The 19665-nt window shown below is 60.0% G+C and carries 17 protein-coding genes; 9 read left to right on the forward strand and 8 right to left on the reverse strand.

Annotated elements, in window-relative coordinates; all coding sequences use genetic code 11:
* Window positions 1-562 precede the first annotated feature (562 nt).
* From RGCCGE502_RS26480 to RGCCGE502_RS26500, 5 genes are all read left to right on the forward strand, one after another.
* Window positions 563-2089: an ABC transporter substrate-binding protein gene (locus RGCCGE502_RS26480; RefSeq protein ID WP_016557283.1), complete on the forward strand. Its 1527-nt coding sequence runs from the start codon at window positions 563-565 to the stop codon at window positions 2087-2089.
* Window positions 2090-2170: 81 nt separating this feature from the next.
* Window positions 2171-3112 (forward strand): ABC transporter permease, encoded by a 942-nt coding sequence (locus RGCCGE502_RS26485; RefSeq protein ID WP_016557284.1) that lies wholly within the window; start codon window positions 2171-2173, stop codon window positions 3110-3112.
* Window positions 3112-3990 carry an ABC transporter permease gene (locus tag RGCCGE502_RS26490; RefSeq protein WP_016557285.1) on the forward strand — a complete coding sequence of 293 codons (879 nt, stop codon included), beginning with the start codon at window positions 3112-3114 and terminating at the stop codon, window positions 3988-3990. Before RGCCGE502_RS26485 ends, RGCCGE502_RS26490 begins: the two co-directional genes overlap by 1 nt.
* Window position 3991: 1 nt before the next feature.
* Window positions 3992-5200, forward strand: coding sequence for an amidohydrolase/deacetylase family metallohydrolase (locus RGCCGE502_RS26495; protein WP_016557286.1), 1209 nt, complete (start codon window positions 3992-3994; stop codon window positions 5198-5200).
* 33 nt (window positions 5201-5233) lie between these two features.
* Window positions 5234-5731 carry a RidA family protein gene (locus tag RGCCGE502_RS26500; RefSeq protein WP_016557287.1) on the forward strand — a complete coding sequence of 166 codons (498 nt, stop codon included), beginning with the start codon at window positions 5234-5236 and terminating at the stop codon, window positions 5729-5731.
* A gap of 11 nt (window positions 5732-5742) precedes the next feature.
* Here the strand turns inward: RGCCGE502_RS26500 and RGCCGE502_RS26505 are convergent, their stop codons facing one another.
* Window positions 5743-6531 (reverse strand): IclR family transcriptional regulator, encoded by a 789-nt coding sequence (locus RGCCGE502_RS26505; RefSeq protein WP_016557288.1) that lies wholly within the window; start codon window positions 6529-6531, stop codon window positions 5743-5745.
* A 142-nt stretch (window positions 6532-6673) separates the two neighbouring features.
* Here RGCCGE502_RS26505 and RGCCGE502_RS26510 point away from each other — a divergent pair, with 142 nt between their 5' ends.
* Together RGCCGE502_RS26510 and RGCCGE502_RS26515 are read left to right on the forward strand one after the other, a co-directional pair.
* The gene (locus RGCCGE502_RS26510; RefSeq protein ID WP_016557289.1) at window positions 6674-7870 is read left to right on the forward strand and encodes an aminotransferase class V-fold PLP-dependent enzyme; all 1197 of its coding nucleotides are present in this window, start codon (window positions 6674-6676) and stop codon (window positions 7868-7870) included.
* A 36-nt stretch (window positions 7871-7906) separates the two neighbouring features.
* A complete protein-coding gene (locus RGCCGE502_RS26515; protein WP_016557290.1) occupies window positions 7907-9739 on the forward strand; it encodes an ABC transporter ATP-binding protein in 1833 nt (610 codons plus the stop codon).
* A 418-nt stretch (window positions 9740-10157) separates the two neighbouring features.
* On the opposite strand, the gene RGCCGE502_RS26520 is transcribed toward RGCCGE502_RS26515, so the two are convergent.
* Genes RGCCGE502_RS26520 through RGCCGE502_RS26530 form a run of 3 tightly spaced genes read right to left on the reverse strand, consistent with a single transcriptional unit; the run spans window position 10158 to window position 13932 of the window.
* Window positions 10158-12476, reverse strand: a complete 2319-nt coding sequence (locus RGCCGE502_RS26520) for a xanthine dehydrogenase family protein molybdopterin-binding subunit (protein ID WP_016557291.1) — start codon at window positions 12474-12476, stop codon at window positions 10158-10160.
* Window positions 12473-13459 carry an FAD binding domain-containing protein gene (locus RGCCGE502_RS26525; protein ID WP_016557292.1) on the reverse strand — a complete coding sequence of 329 codons (987 nt, stop codon included), beginning with the start codon at window positions 13457-13459 and terminating at the stop codon, window positions 12473-12475. The genes RGCCGE502_RS26520 and RGCCGE502_RS26525 overlap by 4 nt, the downstream gene beginning before the upstream one ends.
* Complete coding sequence (locus RGCCGE502_RS26530; RefSeq protein WP_016557293.1) at window positions 13456-13932, reverse strand: (2Fe-2S)-binding protein; 477 nt, start codon at window positions 13930-13932, stop codon at window positions 13456-13458. Before RGCCGE502_RS26530 ends, RGCCGE502_RS26525 begins: the two co-directional genes overlap by 4 nt.
* A gap of 231 nt (window positions 13933-14163) precedes the next feature.
* Here RGCCGE502_RS26530 and RGCCGE502_RS26535 point away from each other — a divergent pair, with 231 nt between their 5' ends.
* Window positions 14164-14754, forward strand: coding sequence for a TetR/AcrR family transcriptional regulator (locus RGCCGE502_RS26535; protein WP_016557294.1), 591 nt, complete (start codon window positions 14164-14166; stop codon window positions 14752-14754).
* Between the two features lie 78 nt (window positions 14755-14832).
* On the opposite strand, the gene minE is transcribed toward RGCCGE502_RS26535, so the two are convergent.
* From minE to RGCCGE502_RS35760, 4 genes are all read right to left on the reverse strand, one after another.
* A complete protein-coding gene (gene minE, locus RGCCGE502_RS26540) occupies window positions 14833-15093 on the reverse strand; it encodes a cell division topological specificity factor MinE (protein WP_016557295.1) in 261 nt (86 codons plus the stop codon).
* Complete coding sequence (gene minD, locus RGCCGE502_RS26545) at window positions 15090-15908, reverse strand: septum site-determining protein MinD (RefSeq protein WP_016557296.1); 819 nt, start codon at window positions 15906-15908, stop codon at window positions 15090-15092. Before minD ends, minE begins: the two co-directional genes overlap by 4 nt.
* Window positions 15909-15940: 32 nt before the next feature.
* Window positions 15941-16663, reverse strand: coding sequence for a septum site-determining protein MinC (minC, locus tag RGCCGE502_RS26550; protein WP_016557297.1), 723 nt, complete (start codon window positions 16661-16663; stop codon window positions 15941-15943).
* 384 nt (window positions 16664-17047) lie between these two features.
* Window positions 17048-17185, reverse strand: coding sequence for a DUF1127 domain-containing protein (locus RGCCGE502_RS35760; RefSeq protein ID WP_007797120.1), 138 nt, complete (start codon window positions 17183-17185; stop codon window positions 17048-17050).
* A gap of 396 nt (window positions 17186-17581) precedes the next feature.
* On the opposite strand from RGCCGE502_RS35760, the gene RGCCGE502_RS26555 reads away from it, so the two are divergent.
* Window positions 17582-19663, forward strand: coding sequence for an alpha-ketoacid dehydrogenase subunit alpha/beta (locus tag RGCCGE502_RS26555; protein ID WP_019280279.1), 2082 nt, complete (start codon window positions 17582-17584; stop codon window positions 19661-19663).
* Window positions 19664-19665: the final 2 nt, after the last annotated feature.

The following is a 19665-nucleotide window of genomic DNA, read 5'->3' on the forward strand; positions in this document are numbered from 1 at the left end:
CCGTCCGGACGGGCCTAAGCCGAGCCGAGCGCCAACATCGCGACGGCGATCCAGAACAAGGCACAAACCTCCGTCGCAACCAGGTAACCCATCGCTCGATCACTCATCATAGTGTCCTCCTCCAGCTCCTACGAAGCCTCTAATCGACCGAGACGTGCCTCTCTCGCCAGGCAGCATCCCGGCTACGCAGCAATTCGACATAGCGTTGACGAAGGGTCCGGATGTCAATATCGCCTCGGGCCCATTGCCCCAGCCAGCCCTCGAATTCCCTAGACTCCTCTACCGGGCATCCGGCCTGTCTGACGCGCGTGAAAGCCTTGGCTATCAATGCACGTCGGGCTTCAATTGACATCAAGCTCCCCTCAACGGACGTCTCGGCGGCACAGTAGGGATTAAATCCCCTTCGGCGCCAGCAACCATGAGGCGACTCCTCCAATATTATTTCAGCCGTTGCTAAACTGCGGCAGGAGCTAGGCGATCCCGCATTGACAGGATCGCCGCGCCATGTATTCTTTTATAAAAGCGCATATAACATAATTGTGGAACAAACCGGGAGATAGACATGAGATTGAAGCTCGCATTCCTCGTCACAACGGCGTTGATCGCAGCGCCGTCCCTTCTGCTGGCGCAGGAAAAAGGTGGCGTGATCAACGTCGCAACGATCGGCGAACCACCAACGCTCGATCCGATGACCTCGACGGCCGACCTCGTCGGTATTGTCACACAACACATCTTCGAAACGCTCTACACCTTCGACAAGAAGTGGGCCGTAACGCCTCTCTTGGCCGAGACACTTCCCGAGGTCAGCCCCGACGGCAAGACCTACACGATCAAGCTGCGCACCGGTGTCAAGTTTCACGACGGAAGCGACATGGCATCCGATGACGTCGCAGCCTCTCTCAACCGTTGGACCAAGCTTGCCTCGCGTGGCAAACAGGCTGCGGGCTTTATCGAGTCGATCACTGCGACCGACCCGTCAACCGTTACTATCAAGCTGAGGCAGCCCTACGCGCCGCTGGTCTCGCTGCTTGCCTTCAACAATTCCGCTGCGATCATCATTCCTGCGGAAAAACAGGGCGACACGATGAGCGAATTCATCGGCACCGGACCTTACATGTTGAAGGAGCGAAAGGCTGACCAGTACATTCAGCTCGTCCGCTTCAATGACTATAAACCGCGCTCCGGCGAGAGCGATGGCTACGGCGGCGCCCGCCATCAGTATCTAGACGAAATCCGCTTCGTACCCGTGCCCGACGCAAATACCCGCGTAGAGGCTGCCGTCTCCGGTCAGTACGACTATATCGATTCACTGCCAGTCGAATCCTTTGACAAGCTGAAGTCGTCCGCCGCAACCCAGCCTCTGCTCCTGAAACCGTTCGGCTATCCGGTCTTCGTCTTCAACACCGCTGCCGGCGTCGCGAAAAATGTGGCGATCCGCAAGGCAATCCGCCAGGCACTCAGCATGGAAGACATGATGGCGGCGGCCTTCGGCGGTACGGACTTCTACACGGTCGACGGCAACATTTACCCAGGCAATTTCGCCTGGAGTACGGACGCCGGTGTCAAGGGCAACTACAACATTGCAGATCCCGAAGGCGCCGCAACCGCTGCCAAGGAGGCCGGCTACAACGGCGAGCCGATCCGCATCCTCACCAGCCGCCAGTACGAGTTCCACTACAAAATGGCCCAGGTCGCGGCCGAATACCTGAAGCTCGCAGGCTTTGCGGTCGACCTGCAGGTCGTCGACTGGGCGACACTGACACAGCGCCGTACGGACAAGGGGCTGTGGGACATCTATATCAGCCATAGCCCCTTCCTTCCGGAACCAGCTCTCATCGGCTCCCTCTCCCCGAGCTCGCCAGGATGGTGGGACACCCCGGCGCGAAAGAGTGTTGTCGATGCATTCACGACAGAAGTTGACCCTCAGAAGCGCGTTGAACTCTGGGCCAGTGTCCAGAAGACAATGTACGACGAAGTGCCGTTCATGAAGATTGGCGACTTCAACGCCGTCTCGGCCATGTCGACGAAGCTTCAGGGCGTTAATCCCGCGCCTTGGCCATACTTCTGGAACGCGTCGATCAAAAAGTAGGCCGAAAGTGCGGCAGGTGTCGGCCCTCAAGCCGGCATCCGTCCATGATCCCGCTCCCAGCGGACACAGGAGCCGCTTTCCATGATACGCTACATCCTCCAGCGCCTACTCGGCATGATCGTTGTGATGTTTCTGGTCGTCACGATTGTCTTCGTGATCGTGCGCGTGACACCCGGCGATCCCGCCGCAGTCATGCTCGGTCCCGATGCAACGACCCAGGACGTTGCCGACCTGCGCGCCCGGCTGGGTCTCGACCAATCGATTCCCGTCCAATACTTCTTCTATATCGGCCAGCTTCTCAAAGGCGATCTCGGCCAGTCGATCTTCCTCAATATGCCCGTAACGTCAGCGCTTCTCGAGCGCGCCGAGCCGACCTTCTTCCTGACGATCTTCTCGCTCCTGATCGCAAGCGCGATCGCGCTGCCGATCGGCATCTACGCCGCTTACCGGCGCGGTTCCTTCGTCGACCAGTTGTCGACCACAATCGCCATGCTGGCTGCAAGCATCCCGAGCTTCTGGCTCGGTCTGATTTTCATGCAGTTCTTCGCCGTGCGCCTGAACATCTTTCCCGTCTCCGGCTATGGCGGTCCCGGTGCATCCTTTTCTGAACGCATGTATCATCTGACATTGCCGGCCTTCGCGCTCGGTCTCGTCTCCTCCGCACTGATCCTGCGCTTTACGCGTGCCTCGATGCTCGATGTGCTCGGCGATGACTATATCCGCACTGCCAGAGCCAAGGGACTGGTCGAACGCAAGGTCGTGCTCAAGCATGCGCTGAAGAATGCACTGATACCGATCATGACGATCCTCGGCCTGACCGCAGCCGTGCTGATCTCAGGCGCAGTCGTGACGGAGACCGTATTTGGCCTGCCAGGCGTTGGCAATCTTGTCGTCTCTGCCGTTCTCAGGCGCGACTATCCCGTCATCCAGGGCGCGTTGCTGGTGATTGCCGGCCTCTACGTCCTCATCAATTTCGCAATCGACATGCTCTATCTGCTGGTCGATCCAAGGGTGCGCTACTGATGGCCGATATCGCAACCACAACAAAACGAACCGCAGCAAGTCAACGCAGCAGATTTCTTCGCCGCCTTTTTAAACGCAAGACGGTTGCCGCCGGCATCATCGTATTGACGATCTTCGTGCTTTTGGCAGCACTGGCACCCCTAATTGCGCCTTACTCGCCCTCGAAGCTGTCGATCGTCAATCGGCTCAAGCCGCCCAGTGAACTGTTCTGGTTTGGCACCGATGAATTCGGCCGTGACGTGTTCTCGCGGACGATCTATGCCGGCAGGCTTTCGCTGCTGGTCGGCGCCGCCGTTGTCATGCTCTCCGCATTGATCGGTGTCACGCTTGGACTGCTTGCCGGCTTCTTCAAGAAACTCGACACGCCGATTGCCCGTCTGATCGACGCAATGATGTCCTTTCCGGACATCCTTCTCGCGATCGCACTTGTTGCCGCTCTCGGTCCGTCGCTTTCGACCGTCATTGTTGCGCTGTCGATCGTTTACGCGCCGCGCCTGGCACGCATCGTTCGCGCCTCGACCCTCGTGATCCGTGAACTCCCCTACGTCGAGGCAGCGCAGGCGCTTGGCATCTCCACCTTCCACATCATGACACGGCACGTGCTTCGAAACCTCCTGTCGCCGATCCTGGTGCAGGGCACCTTCCTGTTTGCGAGCGCCATGCTTGCCGAAGCCGGGCTCTCATTCCTCGGCCTCGGCGTCAGCCCCGAAATCCCGACCTGGGGAACCATGATCGCAGGAGGCCGGCAGTATATCGGGCAGGCCGACTGGATGACCTATTTCCCGGGCTTCGCCATCATCCTCTCCGTGCTGTCGCTGCAAATGGTCGGCGACGGTCTCCGCGACATGCTCGATCCAAGACTTCGAAAGGACCTCTAGAATGACCGGTGAAACAGCGGGCAAGCCGCTCCTCATCACCAACGTGAAGCCCATGGCTTTTGGCGCCGCTGCACCATCTGGCACCACGGACATCCTTGTCGGCGCCGATGGCCAAATTGCCGCGATCGGCTCGTCGCTTGCAGCACCTGCTGACGCTTCTCGGATCGATGCGAAAGGCGCCTGGATGTCACCCGGCTGGGTCGACCTTCACGTCCATATCTGGCATGGCGGCACCGACATCTCGATCCGCCCCTCGGAATGCGGCGCCGAGCGAGGCGTCACGACGCTCGTTGATGCCGGTTCCGCCGGAGAAGCCAACTTCCACGGCTTCCGCGAATACATCATCGAGCCCTCCAGAGAGCGCATCAAGGCTTTCCTGAACCTCGGCTCGATCGGCCTTGTCGCGTGCAATCGCGTCGCTGAGTTGCGCGATATTCGCGACATCGATCTCGACCGCATTCTCGAATGCTATGCACAAAACAGCGAGCACATCGTCGGGCTGAAAGTGCGTGCCAGCCATGTCATCACCGGCTCATGGGGCGTCACGCCCGTCAAGCTCGGCAAGAAGATCGCCAAGATCCTGAAGATCCCGATGATGGTGCATGTCGGCGAACCGCCTGCCCTCTACGATGAGGTGCTCGAAATCCTTGGCCCGGGCGATGTCGTGACCCATTGCTTCAACGGCAAGGCGGGATCGAGCATTATGGAAGACGAGGACCTCTTCAATCTCGCCGAGCGCTGTGCTGGCGAAGGCATCCGTCTAGACATCGGCCATGGCGGCGCGTCCTTCTCCTTCAAGGTGGCAGAAGATGCGATCGCGCGCGGCCTCCTGCCGTTCTCGATCTCGACCGACCTGCACGGTCATTCGATGAATTTCCCCGTGTGGGACCTGGCAACCACAATGTCGAAGCTTTTGTCGGTCGGAATGCCATTCGCCAGAATCGTGGAAGCCGTGACCCATGCGCCGGCATCAGTCATCAAACTGTCGATGGAACACCGTCTTTCGATCGGAGCGAGGGCGGATTTCACCATCTTCGACCTCGTCGATGCCGACCTCGAAGCCACCGACTCCAACGGCGACGTCTCCCGGCTGCAGACGCTGTTCGAACCGCGCTACACGGTGATCGGACCCGAGGCAATCACCGCCAGCCGCTATATTCCGCGAGCCCGCAAGCTTGTCCGCCACAGCCACGGCTATTCGTGGCGTTGAGCGGAAGGCAACCCCCGCATAATAGGAGCAGAAGTGACCACGTCACCAACAAAGGCCGCGGCAGCGGTGCAAACGCCTTATGAGCGCCTCGCGGCGCTCGGCATTACCTTGCCATCAGCGCCACCGCCGATCGCCAACTTCATTACCCACGTTCGCGAAGGCAATATTCTCTACCTGTCAGGTCAAGGGCCGCGGGAGGCCGATGGTCAGCTTCATGCCGGCAAGGTTGGCAGCGATGTCAGTACGGAAGAGGCCTATCAGCACGCACGGCTCACCGGTATCAACCTGCTTGCCGTCATGCACGACGCGCTCGGCGATCTCTCCCGGGTAAAGCGGGTCGTCAAGCTGCTTGGCATGGTCAACGCCGTGCCGCACTTCGAAAACCATCCAAGCGTCATCAATGGATGCTCGGACCTCTTTATCGAGATTTTCGGCGAGGCCGGCCAGCATGCGCGCTCGGCCGTGGGCTTCGGGTCCCTGCCCGGCAACATCACCGTCGAGATCGAGGCGATCGTCTCGCTGAACGATTGAAGGGGTCCTGATCAGTGATTGCGCCAACCCATCAATTTTTCGATCCGCTGCGCCGAAGCCCGTACCTGGTCGGTGTAGTGACTTTCATCGGACAGCACCTTCTGTTCAGGCAGCACGATCGAGATGGTGGCAATGCACTGTCCCTCCCGGTCACAGACCGGCGAGGCAATGCAGGCAACGGCATAGTCCGACTCGGCGATCTGGATCGACAGCCGCTCCCCGAAGGCTTTCCCGGCTGCGTCAGAGAGCGTCGCCGCATCAATCTCGGCGCGTCCCGTCGGCGACGTGCGGGCACAGCGCCTGAAGAGTTCCACCCGCTCACTCTCCGGCAAGTGGCCGACAAGAAGCCTGCCGGATGCGGTCCAGTTCAATGGTACGCGTGTGCCAACCCGCGATGCGACCTGGAAGTGGCTTGGCCCGTCCGCCATTGCAAGGACGAGCATGTAGTCACCATCGCGACCGCAGACCTGGACAGTCTCGCCCGCCTGGCGGCAAAGATCGTGCATTTCATGCGTGGCAACGCTCATGAAGTCCAACGACCGGGCATAGGCGAGACCGTAGTGATAGAGGCGCGAGCCAAGCCAGATCGACCCGTCGGAATTGCGGGCCAGCATGTTCTTCTCGACCAGATCGTCAATGATGACGTAGACCGTCGAGAGCGGTGCCCGGACGGCCTTGGCAATCGCGTAGGCGCCCGCCGGGGAACCGGTCTCGTAAAGATAATCAATAACCTGCAACGCACGATCGATGCCGCTCACCCGAGAGCGCCGCGTGCCCTTCGTGTCCGCCTCGCCAACCATTACCGTCTCGTCAAGGGGAGTTATGGAGGAGGTCTCGGTGCCCAATTTCAGCGTTCCTCGTCTGATAGCGAGACGCTATTACATTACTATGGCATACCTGTCGATGGCAATTCGCAAGCCGCCGCCACTCTGGAGAAATAGAATGTCCGATGATATCCGCACCAAGATCGGCTTGCGCCCGGTCATCAATGTATCCGGCACGATGACCAGCCTCGGCGCCTCGATCGTCGTTCCGGAAGCGATCCAAGCGATGGAAGCAATCCTGCCGCAATTTGTCGAAATCAATGATCTGCAGCGCATGGCAAGCAAAGTCATCGCAAGACTGACGGGCGCGGAAGCAGGTTTTGTCACTGCGTCGTGCTCTGCTGGCATCAGCCTTGCCGTCGCGGGTGCAATCACCGGCAACAATCTCCTCGCCATCGAAAAATTGCCCGATATGGCGCCCGATAAGAATGAGGTCCTCGTGCAGATGGGCCATGTCGTGAGCTACGGAGCGCCTGTCGATCAGGCCATCCGAATTGCTGGAGGGAAAGTCGTTCTGATCGGCCAGGCAACCTCGACGCATCGCTTCCACATGGAAAATGCCATCACCGACAAGACGGCAGCGGCGGTCTACGTCGTGTCTCATCATGTTGTCGATTACGGCTTGCTTCATCTTAACGAATTCGTCGAGATCGCCCACGCCAGGGGCGTTCCGGTCATTGTTGATGCTGCTTCCGAATACGATCTCAAGCTGTTTCTTGCCCAGGGGGCCGACATTGCCCTTTATTCCGGCCACAAGTTCCTGGGCGGCCCGACCTCCGGCATCGTTGCCGGCAAGAAGGAACTGGTTCGTAGCGCCTTCCTGCAGAACATGGGGATCGGCCGCGGCATGAAGGTTGGCAAGGAAAGCGTCTATGGCGTCATGGCCGCGCTGGAAGCGTGGCAGAAGCGGGATCATCATGGAATTCGGGAACGTGAGACTGGCTATCTCAAGCTCTGGAAGGAAACACTGGATGGTCGCCCGGGCGTGACGGCACTCATCGAACCTGATCCGACGAACAATCCGCTCGACCGCTTGCGGGTCGTTGTGTCGCCAAGCGAAGCACATATCACCGCATGGGATCTGGCGGCAGCACTGTCACGTGGCGACCATCCAGTGATCGTACGCGACCATGAGGTCGAGCATCGGCATTTCTATCTCGATCCCTGCAACCTGCATCCTGGCCAGGAAAAGATCGTCGCCGCGCGGCTGCACGAAGAACTCGAGAAGGCTCGCGCCTCGAACGAGATCATCGCCACCCCATTCGAAGACCGCAGCAGGCACCGCTTCGACGGCATGCTGCGCTGGCCGGACTAAGGGCGGGCGGCAAGGGATAAAGGGAAGGAAACGAAAATGAGTGTCAGAGAGACTAGCATTGCACAGCCCGTTGACCCGGTTCTATCCGTGCAGAACCTGACCACCTCGTTTCTGGTGGATGGCGGCTGGAAACCAGTCGTGCGAAATGTCTCTTTCTCTGTGGCACCGGGAGAAACGGTCGCCATCGTCGGCGAGAGCGGTTCGGGCAAGAGTGTGACGTCACTATCCGTCATGCGGCTCCTGCAGGAGGATCAAAGTCGCATCGAGGGAAAGGTCACGCTTGATGGCCGTGACCTCCTGTCCCTTTCCGAGGACGAGATGCGCAAGGTGCGCGGCAACGATGTTTCGATGATCTTTCAGGAACCGATGACGAGTCTCAATCCGCTCTTTACCATCGGCGACCAGATCTCGGAGGCGTTGCTGTGTCATAGGGCGATGTCAAAGGCGCAGGCCAGGGCCGAGACGATCCACTTGCTGGAAAAGGTTCGCATCCCGTCAGCCGCCTCCCGTTTCGGCGAGTACCCGCACCGTTTTTCGGGCGGCATGCGCCAACGTGTGATGATTGCCATGGCCCTTGCCTCAAAACCGAAGCTTCTCATCGCCGACGAACCGACGACAGCACTCGACGTGACGATCCAGGGGCAGATCCTCGATCTCATCAAGATGCTTCAGGACGAACAGAAAACCTCGGTCCTCTTCATCACACATGACATGGGCGTCGTTGCCGAAATCGCTGACCGGACAGTCGTGATGTACCGCGGCGAAGAGGTGGAGACCGGCGCAACCGGTGACATCTTCCATCGCGCAAAACATCTCTACACCCGCGCCCTGCTGTCGGCCGTGCCGGCCCTCGGATCCATGCAGGCTTACGCGCGGCCATTGCGCTTCCCAGTCGTCAACGCTGCCACCGGCAAAACCGATGCAGGGGTCGAAGTGTCAGATACCGTGGTCGGGAATAAACCGGTCCTCGAGGTCAAGGGGCTCACCAAACGGTTTGACATCCATTCGGGCCTGCTTGGCCGAGTGAGCGGGCGGGTGCATGCCGTCGAGAACGTGTCCTTCGACCTTTGCGCCGGCGAGACCCTGTCCCTCGTGGGGGAATCCGGCTGTGGCAAATCGACGACGGGGCGCGCTATCATGCGATTGATCGAACCGGATACGGGCACCGTGATCGTTGAGGGACGCGACATACTCCCTCTCGGCAAGCGAGAGATGCGCGAGATGCGCAAATCGGTGCAGATGATCTTTCAGGACCCATTCGCATCGCTCAATCCCCGCATGACCGTTGGCCAGGCGATTGCGGAGCCCTATCTCGAGCACAAAATGGGCTCGGCGAAAGAAGCAAGGGATGTTGTCGCCGACATGTTGCTGAAAGTCGGTCTGACTCCCGACATGGCGCAGCGGTATCCCCACGAGTTCTCCGGCGGCCAGCGACAGCGCGTCTGTATTGCCCGGGCGCTGGCACTTGAACCGAAGGTAATCGTCGCAGACGAGAGCGTCTCCGCCCTTGACGTGTCGATCAAGGCGCAGGTCATCAACCTGATGCTCGACCTGCAGCAGAGCCTTGGTCTCGCCTTCCTGTTCATTTCCCATGACATGGCCGTTGTCGAGCGCGTAAGCCATCGCGTGGCCGTGATGTATCTGGGAGAGATTGTCGAAATCGGCCCCCGCTCGGCCATCTTCGGCAACCCGCAACACGACTATACCAAGAAGCTGATGGCCGCCGTGCCAGTCCCGACTCCCGACCGCCGCCACCAGAAACGCAAGGCAATTGTCGAGGAGTTGAGGAGTCCGATCCGGCCGGTGGAATACGAGGCCGATCGGCGCGAGTACCGGACCGTTTCGCCAGGACATCTCGTGATAGCCTGAACCTTCTTGGCTGAATTCAATGGTCCGGGGAGGTCGCTGCGCCACAAGTCGAACCAGATGGAATCGGCACGTCGCCGTTCCCTTGGGGCTAGGGTCATATGCAGCAGCGGCAACTTTTTGGGGAACCGGGCGTGTATTCTAACGTGTAGAATCTGTCGTCGGCAGCAGAACTTTCTGTCATCGTGGTTTGCATCCTGCTTGCTGTCGACGACATGCCTTCCCTCCCGTGCCAGACTTTCCTCTTCGCGAATATCCTCCGTGTCGCGGGTGATGGTTCAACAAGGCGAACAGCGCCTTCGTGGCTTTAAATTTCCGGAACGGCTGCAACGCACTCACGCGATCCCGGGCGGGTGGGGGCCGGGGCAGCAGGTGGCCGACGGGGCCACCTTGCAATACCTGATCATCATGCCGTGACCGCTCAGTCCTTGGAAGGTGGTGACGAGCCCAACACTTTGTCCATCGTTATCGGAAGGTCGCGCATCCGCTTGCCGGTTGCGTGGAAAACCGCATTGGCGATTGCTGGTGCCACGCCGACGATACCAACCTCCCCGACCCCCTTACCCCCGAGAACCGAGGCTTCCTTGTCCGGGATCCCGACCGAGATAACCTCTATTTCCGGGATATCCGCATTGGTGGCCACGAGATAGTCACCGAGGTTGTTGTTGACCAGGCGACCATTGCGGTGATCGACCAGTCCCTCTTCGAGAAGCGCCTGGCCGATCCCCATGATGATACCGCCACGCCACTGGCTTTCCGCGAGCTTGGGATTGTAGATCCTGCCGCAATCGAATGCCGATACGACACGGGAGACGCGGATCGTCCCGAAGTCCTCGTCGACCTTGACCTCGACAAAATGGGCGCACCAGCTATGCATGGAATAGTCCCCCGCCGTTGGTCCGCGGATGCTTCCCATCGTCGTCCATGCCTTCCGGTGACTGTCCGGCCCCTGCTCGTTATCCGGCAGCGTGTTCCTTCGCGTTTCGATCGACTGACGACCGAGCGCTGACATCAGGTCCCGGATCGAAATCGACATGCCGCCGTCACGCGGTACCGCCATTCGCCCCTCGGCCACCGTCAGGGTGTTGGCTCCGGTACCGCGAAACGGTGAAGATCCATCGTTCAGGGCAAGCGCGATGAGTTCCTCACGCGCAGCCGATGCTGCCTTGTGAACGGCCCCTGTTATGGCGCCGGCTAACATCGAGCCGCCTGCAACCGTCGCGCCAGGAAGCGATGAGTCGCCAAGCCGGACATTGATCATCTCGACCGGCACACCCAGCGCATCGGCCGCCGTCTGGGCAAGGATCGTATAGGTACCCTGCCCCATGTCGATCGCGCCACTCACGACCTCTACCGAACCATCGGCGAGAATGCGGACCAGCGCTTCGCTTGAGGCTCGCAGAACAGGGAACGTTCCGCAGGCCACGCCCCAGCCGATCAAATGCCGGCCGTTTCTCATCGAGCGCGGAGCAAGGCTTCGACGCGGCCATCCGAATGCGACACTGCCCGCTGACAGCGCCTCCCGCAACCGCCGTGTGGACCAGGGCTTGCCCGATTGCGGATCGCGTTCCGCATAGTTGCGCAGCCGGATCTCGACAGGATCGATACCGACAGCGTATGCGAGCTCGTCCATCGCGCCTTCGAGCCCAAAGGTGCTCGGGTTCTTGCCTGGAGCCCGCAACGCTCCGGGCACGATCGTGTTAACGGCGACCAGCCGATGTTCCGCGCTGAAATTCTCGACGGCATACATCAACGGCGTTGCTGCGCTGGTCTGCTCAGGAAAATCTGCGTAGGTCGCTGTTTCGCTGGCGCCACTATGGACAAGGGCCTGGAGGACACCGTCTGAATTGGCGCCCAGCGCAATCGTCTGCCGGGTGGCAGCGCGGCCGCCGAAGGCCGTGAAGGTCTGGGGACGTGTCACAGCAAGCTTCACAGGGCGGGCGAGCCTTCGGGCAGCCGCCGCTGCAATTGCGCCATACGCGTAAGCTGTCGCCTTGGAACCGAAACCGCCACCGATGAACGGCGAAATAATCCGCACGTTCTCATAGGGCAGCCCAAACCATTCCGCATATGTGCGTGCCATCCCATGCGTCCATTGGCTGGGCTCCCAGATGGTCAGGGTGTCGCCGACCCACTCGGCGGTTAGGCCATGCGGCTCGATCGCGACATGGAATTCCCGCGGCGTCCGGTATTCTGCCTCGATGCGAACAGGGGCAGCTGCAAGCGCACTCCTGGCATCACCCCAGGTGACCGTCAGTGCGTCGAGACGCTTTCCCTCTTTCGCCGCCGGGTCGTCAAAACCGACAATCGCCGGAGCCTCCTCATAGGTGATGTCAATCAGCCTTGCCGCTTCACTCGCCTGCTCCAGCGTTTCCCCGATGACCGCTGCAACGGCTTGGCCGTTGAAGGTGATATCGCGGGACAGCGGATAGTAGGGCTGATTGTCCGGACGGTTTCCATACCAGTCCGACGCAACGGTGAGATGGAGTTCGCTGTCCGGGGTCAGGACCATCAGTGTGCCTGGCGCCGCCTCGGCTTTGCTGCTGTCGATGGCGACGATACGCCCGGCTGCAATCCTGCTCTGCACCAGCACACCGTAGGCAACCCCCTTGATCGGTTGTTCCAGGGCATAGGGCGCGCTGCCCGTGATCTTCAGGCGACCGTCTAACCGCGACAGTCGCCCGCCGATCGTGCCGTCGGCGGAGTCGCCACGTTTGCTGCGGGATTCCACAATGGTCATGCCAGACCTCCTGTCTCGAGAATGGCGCGCGTCACAACACGCGGGGCGAGTTCGATCTTGTGATTGTTGGCGCCATGGCCGACGGCGCCTTCCATTGCAAGCCGGCTCGCTGCGGCGATCGCTCCGACATTGTCAAGGGACGTCCCCTTCAGTGCGGCCTCCACGGACCGCGCCCGCCACGGCCGTGTCGCAACTCCGCCCAATGCAACACTGGCGTTCCGGATCGTCTTGCCGTCTTCCTCGAATTCCAATCCGACGGCTGCACTTGCGGCGGCAAACTCGTAGGACTGGCGATCACGGACCTTGAGATAGGTCGAGTGTTTCGCCAGCGGCGTGCGGGGAACCCTGATGGAAAGGATCATTTCTCCGGATTCCAGCAGTGTTTCCCGCTCGGGCGTCTCCGAGGGCAGCAGGAAGAAGTCTTCCACAGCCACCTGACGCCCGCCAAGGTCGATGACGGCATCGAGGGCAACTAGTGCTACAGCCACGTCCCCTGGGTAGGACGCAATGCAGGCCTTGCTGGTTCCGAGCACGGCATGATTGCGGGTTATCCCTTCTATTGCCGAACAGCCCGAACCGGGCGTACGTTTATTGCAGGCCTTGAAGACGGCGGGGTCACGGAAATAGGGACAGCGTGTCCTTTGCAGGAGATTGCCGCCGATTGTCGCCATGTTTCGCAACTGCGCGGAGGCCGCAAGAGCCAGGGATTTTGAAACGGCCGGATAATCTGCGCGAATGCCCGGACTTGCAGCGCCGTCCTCCATTTTCGCAAGCGCGCCGATCGTGACACCGTCGCCGTCAGCGGAGATCTTTGCGAGGTCCGAAAGATGGCTGATGTCGATCACAAAATCCGGGGCGGCAACGCCGCATTTGGCGAGATCGAGAAGCGTTGTACCGCCTGCAAGAAACACGGCACCCGATTGCATGACATGCTTTCGGGCGTCGTCGATGGAGCCGGCCCTGATATAGTCGAAATCTCTCATCGGACCATCTCCGAAGCTTGGCGCACGGCCGCAACGATATGGTTGTAGGCTCCGCACCGACAGAGGTTGCCGGCCATGGCCTCGCGGATCTCGTCGTCCGTCATGGCTCGCCCTTCACCGATCAACGCGACAGCCGACATGATCTGGCCCGGCGTGCAATAACCGCACTGGAAGGCATCCTGCTCCAGAAAGGCTGCCTGCACCGGGTGCAGGTCGCCATTGTCAGACGAAAGCCCTTCAATGGTCGTGACCTGCTGGCCTTCGGCTTGCGCTGCAAGGGTCAAGCAGGCAAGCACACGCTTGCCATCGACATGCACGGTGCAGGCGCCGCATTGCCCCTGATCGCAGCCCTTCTTCGTGCCGGTCAGACCCAGATGCTCGCGAAGGGCATCGAGCAATGTCACGCGTGGCTCGACATCGAGTTCGTAACGGCTTCGATTGATGTCCAGAGATAGGTGGATCGTCCGGGTCATGGTGAGCTCCTGCTCTCGTCTCGGGATGGGATTGAGGTACCAGTGGGGTGGCCGAACAAGCCCGGTGCGCTAGCTACCGTCCTGAAAGCAAAGTCCGGACACGTTTCAGCATGACATCACGCCCCCTTCTGGGTTAAGAAGTGGAGGCCGCTCCAAATAAATGGAGGCGCCTCCGTTTAATCTAGTGACTTGCCGTCCCGCGTCAAGTCCTGAACGTGTGTGGAGTTTATTTTGCCCTCGGCCCCGCCGGCGACAGCATCGTCCTTTCATCCCCCGCTTCGGGCCGACGCACGCCGGAATCGCGAAAAGCTCATCGAGGTCGCGACGGCCGCCTTTGCCGAGAGTGGGGTTGAAGCCTCTCTTGAAGAGATCGCTCGAAGGGCCGGCGTTGGCATTGGCACGCTTTATCGGCATTTTCCGACACGTGAGCATCTGGTCGAGGTGATCTATCGCAGGGAGCTGGAGGCACTTGCCGCGGCGGCTACCGAGCTTGGGGTAAAACACCCATCGGATATCGCACTGGAAGAATGGATGCGCCGTTTCGTCGGCTATATCGCCGCCAAGCGTGGCATGGCGAGCAGTCTGAAAATCCTGATGGACTCGAACGCTTCCCTGTTTGCAGAAGGAAGCGGGATTTTGAGGAGCGCCGCCGATGGCCTGCTGAAAGCAGCAGCGCAAGAGGGCACGATCCGGAACGACATCGACACGACGGACCTGTTGCACGCCCTCTCAAGCATCTATTCCCTGCCTTCGTCACCGGAATGGCGCGACCGCTCGAACCGCCTCATCGGGCTTCTGATGGACGGCTTGCGAAGGAAATAGCTGGCGACGGCGTTCGCCTATCCGAGACGAGGCCAGCAACTGAAATGAAAAGGCGGCGTCAGGGACGCCGCCTTGAAGTCACGCCGCCTTGACGGAAGTACCAAGGGGAATTTCGACATCGATCTCAAGCACGGACATGTGCTCGTCGCGGTCCATTGTCACGCGCACCCTTTCGTTGTCGACGTCGATATGCTTTGCGATGACGGCAAGGATTTCCTCACGCAACAGCGAAACAAGGTCAGACCCGGCAGAGACGCGCTCGTGCGCCAGAAGCACCTGCAGGCGCTCGCGGGCCGCCGGTGCGGTCCGCTGTTTCCCAAAGAAGTTAAAGAGGCTCATGCGGCCGCCCTCCGTCCAAAGATCTTGCCGAAGATGCCTCGCTTCTCTCCCGGGATAACGACTGCAAGCTCCTCACCTGCCAGTCTGCGGGCCGCATCGAAATAGGCCAGGGCAGGTGCGCTGCGATTGTCCGCCAGGGTCACGGGGGCACCGATATTGGATGCGCGAAGCACATCCGAACTTTCCGGAATGATGCCAAGCAGCGGGATCGAGAGGATCTCCAGAACGTCGTCGACCTTCAGCATGTCACCACGCTCGGCACGGTTTGGATCGTAACGCGTCAGGAGCAGATGCTTTTCCATCCGCTCGCCGCGCTCAGCCTTCACAGTCTTCGAATCGAGCAAACCGATGATGCGGTCGGAGTCGCGGACGGACGAGACTTCGGGATTGGTGACGACCACAGCGACATCGGCGTGGCGCATCGCCAGCGTGGCGCCGCGTTCGATCCCGGCCGGGCTGTCGCAGATGATCCAGTCGAAATGGCGCTTCAGGTCGTTGATTACGCGCTCGACGCCTTCGGCGGTCAGATTGTCCTTGTCGCGCGTTTGGGAGGCCGGCAAAAGGAAGAGCGTTTCAAGCCTCTTGTCACGGATCAATGCCTGGGAAAGCTTCGCGTCCCCCTGGATGACGTTGACCAGATCGTAAACAACCCTGCGCTCCGCCCCCATGACGAGGTCGAGGTTGCGAAGGCCGACGTCGAAGTCGACAACAACGACCTTCTCGTTTCTTTGCGCCAGGGCTGCTCCGAGGGCTGCGGTGGATGTGGTCTTGCCCACTCCACCCTTGCCCGAAGTGACGACGATGACTTTCCCCATCTTTCTCTCCTGTGTGATAGCCAGTTTCGGGCCTAGGTAAGTTTTTCTGCCTTGATCGAATCACCCTCCAACCAGAGCTGAACGGACTGTCCGCGTAAGTTGGACGCTATGTCTTCGGCCGTCTTGTAGATGCCGTCTATGGCAACAAGCTCCGCCTCGAGCTTGCGGCAGAAGATGCGCGCGGACGCATTGCCAACCGAACCGGCCATGGCGCGCCCCCTGAGGGCGCCGTAGATGTGAACGGAGCCGCCAGCGATAATCTCGGCACCTGATGCAACGGAACCAATAACGGTGACGTCACCTTCTGGAAAAATCAGCGACTGACCGGAACGAATAGGCTCGCGAATGACGATCGACTGCAACGCCGCACGCGTTTCGATCACCGGAGTCTTGCTCTCAACATCAATGGACGGCTCCTGCTGCGGAACCTCGAAATCCGAGACCGGGCGCCCGCCCTTGAGAGCCGGCGGCATTCCTGGTCCGATCAGGGACGGCCGGCAGCCCTCAATTCCCATGATACTGACATTGCGCTGAGCAAGCTCGGCAATCAGACCCTTCAGCTGCGCCCGGTCGATCTGAAGATCGCTCACGTCGAGCACGACAGGCCGCCCCAGGAAGAAGCCGGCAGACCGTGCGGCAAGATCATCCAGTCGTACGAGCCAGTCGTCGAAGGGAAGATCTGGCGATAGCATGACCGCGAGGAAGGAGCGGCCCTTGATACGGATAGAGCGAGCGTCAGTTAGCACTTTGGTCATCTATGTTAAGAAAACGTTGACCAATTTCTATCGCTGATTTGGTTAACAAATGGTTAATATCCAACGCCCGGCTCGTTAACAATTTCCGTTCCGGCACGACGCGCGCTTGGTGCGGTCAGTGCTTTTGGCGTCGCCCCACCACGCCCCGGAAAGGGATCGCGTGGCGTCCTGACAATGCCCCCGGCACCAGGAATTCGCGGCTCGTTGCATGGTCGACCTGACCGCAAAACGGGGTGGCCGTGGCCGCCATATCGGAATGGACGAAGGCGGCACGCGCGAGCCAATCTGGTGGCCTATAGTCCAGGCTGGACCCACGCGGTGACCTAAACACAACAAAGGCCCGCTCGGGCGGGCCTTGAGGCAGGTCTCGATATTCTTGTCGTATTAGCGACCGTAAACCAGACGCTTGATGTCGCCGCGCGTGACGCCAATATCCTTGAGGGCTGCATCATCCAATCTGGAAAGGTCTCTGTATGCTTTGCGGAGCTGTAGGAATTCTCCGATCCGGTTGCCGATTTTCATGTCAAACTCCTTGTGCGTTGCACAAATATATAGCTCACTGCTTTCCAAATGAGCACTTCGAAAACCGCATATGTGGCATCTCGAATTTGCAACCTCGACCTGCGGGTGTGCATCACGGGAGTTTTTACGTGGGGCGTGCGCTCGTTAGACTGTTCGCAAAAGCAGTGTGGCCGAGGAGTTGACCATTTCACGTCCTCAGCCCAATGGCCGAGGGACGACGAGTTTCTGCTGCTGCACTGGCTGCCCTCGGCGCGGGGCTGATTGAACACTTACGCTCATGGACGCGTTCTTGAAATAAACGTTTCAATGGGCGGTGATTCAGGCTGAAACCTGAAACGTTCCGCCTCTGATATTGGGTTACTCTCCTCAGGACCAATGAGTTCGGGAGGAATGAAGATGGCACAGGTAGTCGCGACCCGTTTCAGAGACAGGGAGGTGCCTGACGTAGGCATAGACTGGCCACGCGTGGCCTATCTCCTCCATCTGTCGCGCAGCCTCGACGAAATGGAGGAAGCGCGCCTCGTTCCCGAAAAGAAGGTCCTCTACCAGTTTTCCGCCCGCGGTCATGACATGGCGCAAATCATTCTCGGCCTGCAACTGACAAAAAGGCATGACGCCACCTGCGGCTACTACCGGTCTCGACCCTTGCTTCTGTCCCTTGGCGTCGATCCCGCCGATGCCCTCGGCTCCGCCATGGGACGGGCAGGCGGCTATTCCGACGGTCGCGACATTGGCGTGGTCTTCAACTATCCGAACAGCAACGGCGCCTCTGCCTTGCCGATGTGCGGCGGTGTCGGCGCCCAGTATACACCAACAGCCGGCTGGGCTGAGGCGCTTCAGTATTATGCCGGGCCAATGGGAAAGGCTGAATACCGCGACGCAATCGCAGTCGTTCTCGGTGGCGACGGATCGGTTGCGTCGAATGGCTTCTGGTCGGCCTTGACGATTGCCACGACACAGAAGCTGCCGATGCTGTTCTTCATCGAGGACAACGGTTTTGGGATCTCGGTGCCATCCGATGTGCAGACACCCGGCGGAAACATCGCCGCCAACCTCGCGAGCTGGCGGAACCTCGCCATTTTTGAAGGCGATGGCTGCAACCCTGTCGATGTCGCCCACCTGACCCGGCATGCGGTCGACTTCGTCCGCAGCCGGAGGATGCCGGCCCTTTTGCGCCTGAGTGTCCCGCGCCTTGAGGGCCACAGCTTCCAGGATACGCAGGCCTACAAGAGCGAAGCACTTCTCAAGGCGGAGTGGGCTCGCGACCCCTTGCCACGTCTGCGAGATTTTCTGGTCCCTTCGGTCATGAGTGCAGACGCATGGGATGATGCAAAAACAGAAGCAGACAATATTGCCGAACAGGCGCGCATCGAGGCGGAGAGCCGGGACGTGTCGTCGCCCGAGAGCGTGGTGCGCCATGTTTTCTTCGAGGGCGATCTGCAATCGATGGGTGGGCAGTACAGCGCCGGCTATCGCCCTCCCGAGTCGAGCGACGAAGCTGCGCCGGACGGCCAGCGCATCAACATGGTCACGGCGATCAGACGCACGCTGGATCACGAACTCAGCATCAACGAGCGCGTCGTGTTGTTCGGCGAGGACATCGGTCAGAAGGGTGGCGTCCATGCCGTGACACTCGGATTGCAGGAAAAATTCGGGAAGGCGCGCGTGTTTGATACCTCGCTCTCCGAGGAAGGGATCGTCGGGCGTGCCGTCGGAATGGCGCTTGCCGGGCTTGTTCCGGTTCCGGAAATCCAGTTCCGCAAATATGCAGAACCGGCGACGGAGCAGATCAATGATTGCGGGACGATTCGCTGGCGTACCAACAACCGGTTCGCAGCGCCTGTTGTCCTGCGCATGCCAGGTGGATTCTTCAAATGCGGCGACCCATGGCACAGTCAGACCAACGAAGTCGCCTTCATCCATCAACCGGGCTGGAAGGTCGCGGTTCCCTCGAATGCGGAAGATGCCGTCGGGTTACTGCGCACGGCGCTGCGTGGCAATGATCCGGTCATCTTTTTCGAGCACCGCGCGATGCTCGATCACCAGTGGGCACGTCGACCCTATCCTGGCGACCACTACGCACTTCCCTTCGGCAAGGCACGGTTCACCGGTAAGGGCGATGCGATCACAATCGTGAGTTGGGGCGCGATGGTTCCTCGTTGCGAGGAGGCAGCAGAAGGAATCTCGGCGGATCTTATTGATCTTCGCACATTGATGCCCTGGGACCGAGAGAGCGTCGTCTCCTCGGTACGTCGGACACGGCGGTGCCTTGTGGTACACGAGGATCTTGGCACAGCGGGCTTTGGCGCCGAGATTGCTGCCGTCATCGCAAATGAGGCGTTCATCGACCTCGACGCACCGGTTACGCGACTGACGATGCCGGACATACCGAGTCCTCACAATCCGGTCCTGCTCGAGTGGGCGGTGCCGTCGGCGGATCGGATCAGACAGAAAATCAAGGATCTGCTGGAGTACTAACG

This window comes from Rhizobium grahamii CCGE 502, assembly GCF_000298315.2.
Taxonomy (GTDB): Bacteria; Pseudomonadota; Alphaproteobacteria; order Rhizobiales; family Rhizobiaceae; genus Rhizobium; species Rhizobium grahamii.

Bases quoted from the DNA above. Each gene is read 5' to 3' on its own strand.
- minD (WP_016557296.1), bottom strand. From the start codon at position 15,908: ATGGGGAAAGTCATCGTCGTCACTTCGGGCAAGGGTGGAGTGGGCAAG.
- RGCCGE502_RS26495 (WP_016557286.1), top strand. From the start codon at position 3,992: ATGACCGGTGAAACAGCGGGCAAGCCGCTCCTCATCACCAACGTGAAG.
- RGCCGE502_RS26485 (WP_016557284.1), top strand. From the start codon at position 2,171: ATGATACGCTACATCCTCCAGCGCCTACTCGGCATGATCGTTGTGATG.
- RGCCGE502_RS26520 (WP_016557291.1), bottom strand. From the start codon at position 12,476: ATGACCATTGTGGAATCCCGCAGCAAACGTGGCGACTCCGCCGACGGC.
- RGCCGE502_RS26480 (WP_016557283.1), top strand. From the start codon at position 563: ATGAGATTGAAGCTCGCATTCCTCGTCACAACGGCGTTGATCGCAGCG.
- RGCCGE502_RS26510 (WP_016557289.1), top strand. From the start codon at position 6,674: ATGTCCGATGATATCCGCACCAAGATCGGCTTGCGCCCGGTCATCAAT.
- RGCCGE502_RS26525 (WP_016557292.1), bottom strand. From the start codon at position 13,459: ATGAGAGATTTCGACTATATCAGGGCCGGCTCCATCGACGACGCCCGA.
- RGCCGE502_RS26555 (WP_019280279.1), top strand. From the start codon at position 17,582: ATGGCACAGGTAGTCGCGACCCGTTTCAGAGACAGGGAGGTGCCTGAC.
- minE (WP_016557295.1), bottom strand. From the start codon at position 15,093: ATGAGCCTCTTTAACTTCTTTGGGAAACAGCGGACCGCACCGGCGGCC.
- RGCCGE502_RS26530 (WP_016557293.1), bottom strand. From the start codon at position 13,932: ATGACCCGGACGATCCACCTATCTCTGGACATCAATCGAAGCCGTTAC.
- minC (WP_016557297.1), bottom strand. From the start codon at position 16,663: ATGACCAAAGTGCTAACTGACGCTCGCTCTATCCGTATCAAGGGCCGC.
- RGCCGE502_RS26515 (WP_016557290.1), top strand. From the start codon at position 7,907: ATGAGTGTCAGAGAGACTAGCATTGCACAGCCCGTTGACCCGGTTCTA.
- RGCCGE502_RS35760 (WP_007797120.1), bottom strand. From the start codon at position 17,185: ATGAAAATCGGCAACCGGATCGGAGAATTCCTACAGCTCCGCAAAGCA.
- RGCCGE502_RS26505 (WP_016557288.1), bottom strand. From the start codon at position 6,531: ATGGTTGGCGAGGCGGACACGAAGGGCACGCGGCGCTCTCGGGTGAGC.
- RGCCGE502_RS26490 (WP_016557285.1), top strand. From the start codon at position 3,112: ATGGCCGATATCGCAACCACAACAAAACGAACCGCAGCAAGTCAACGC.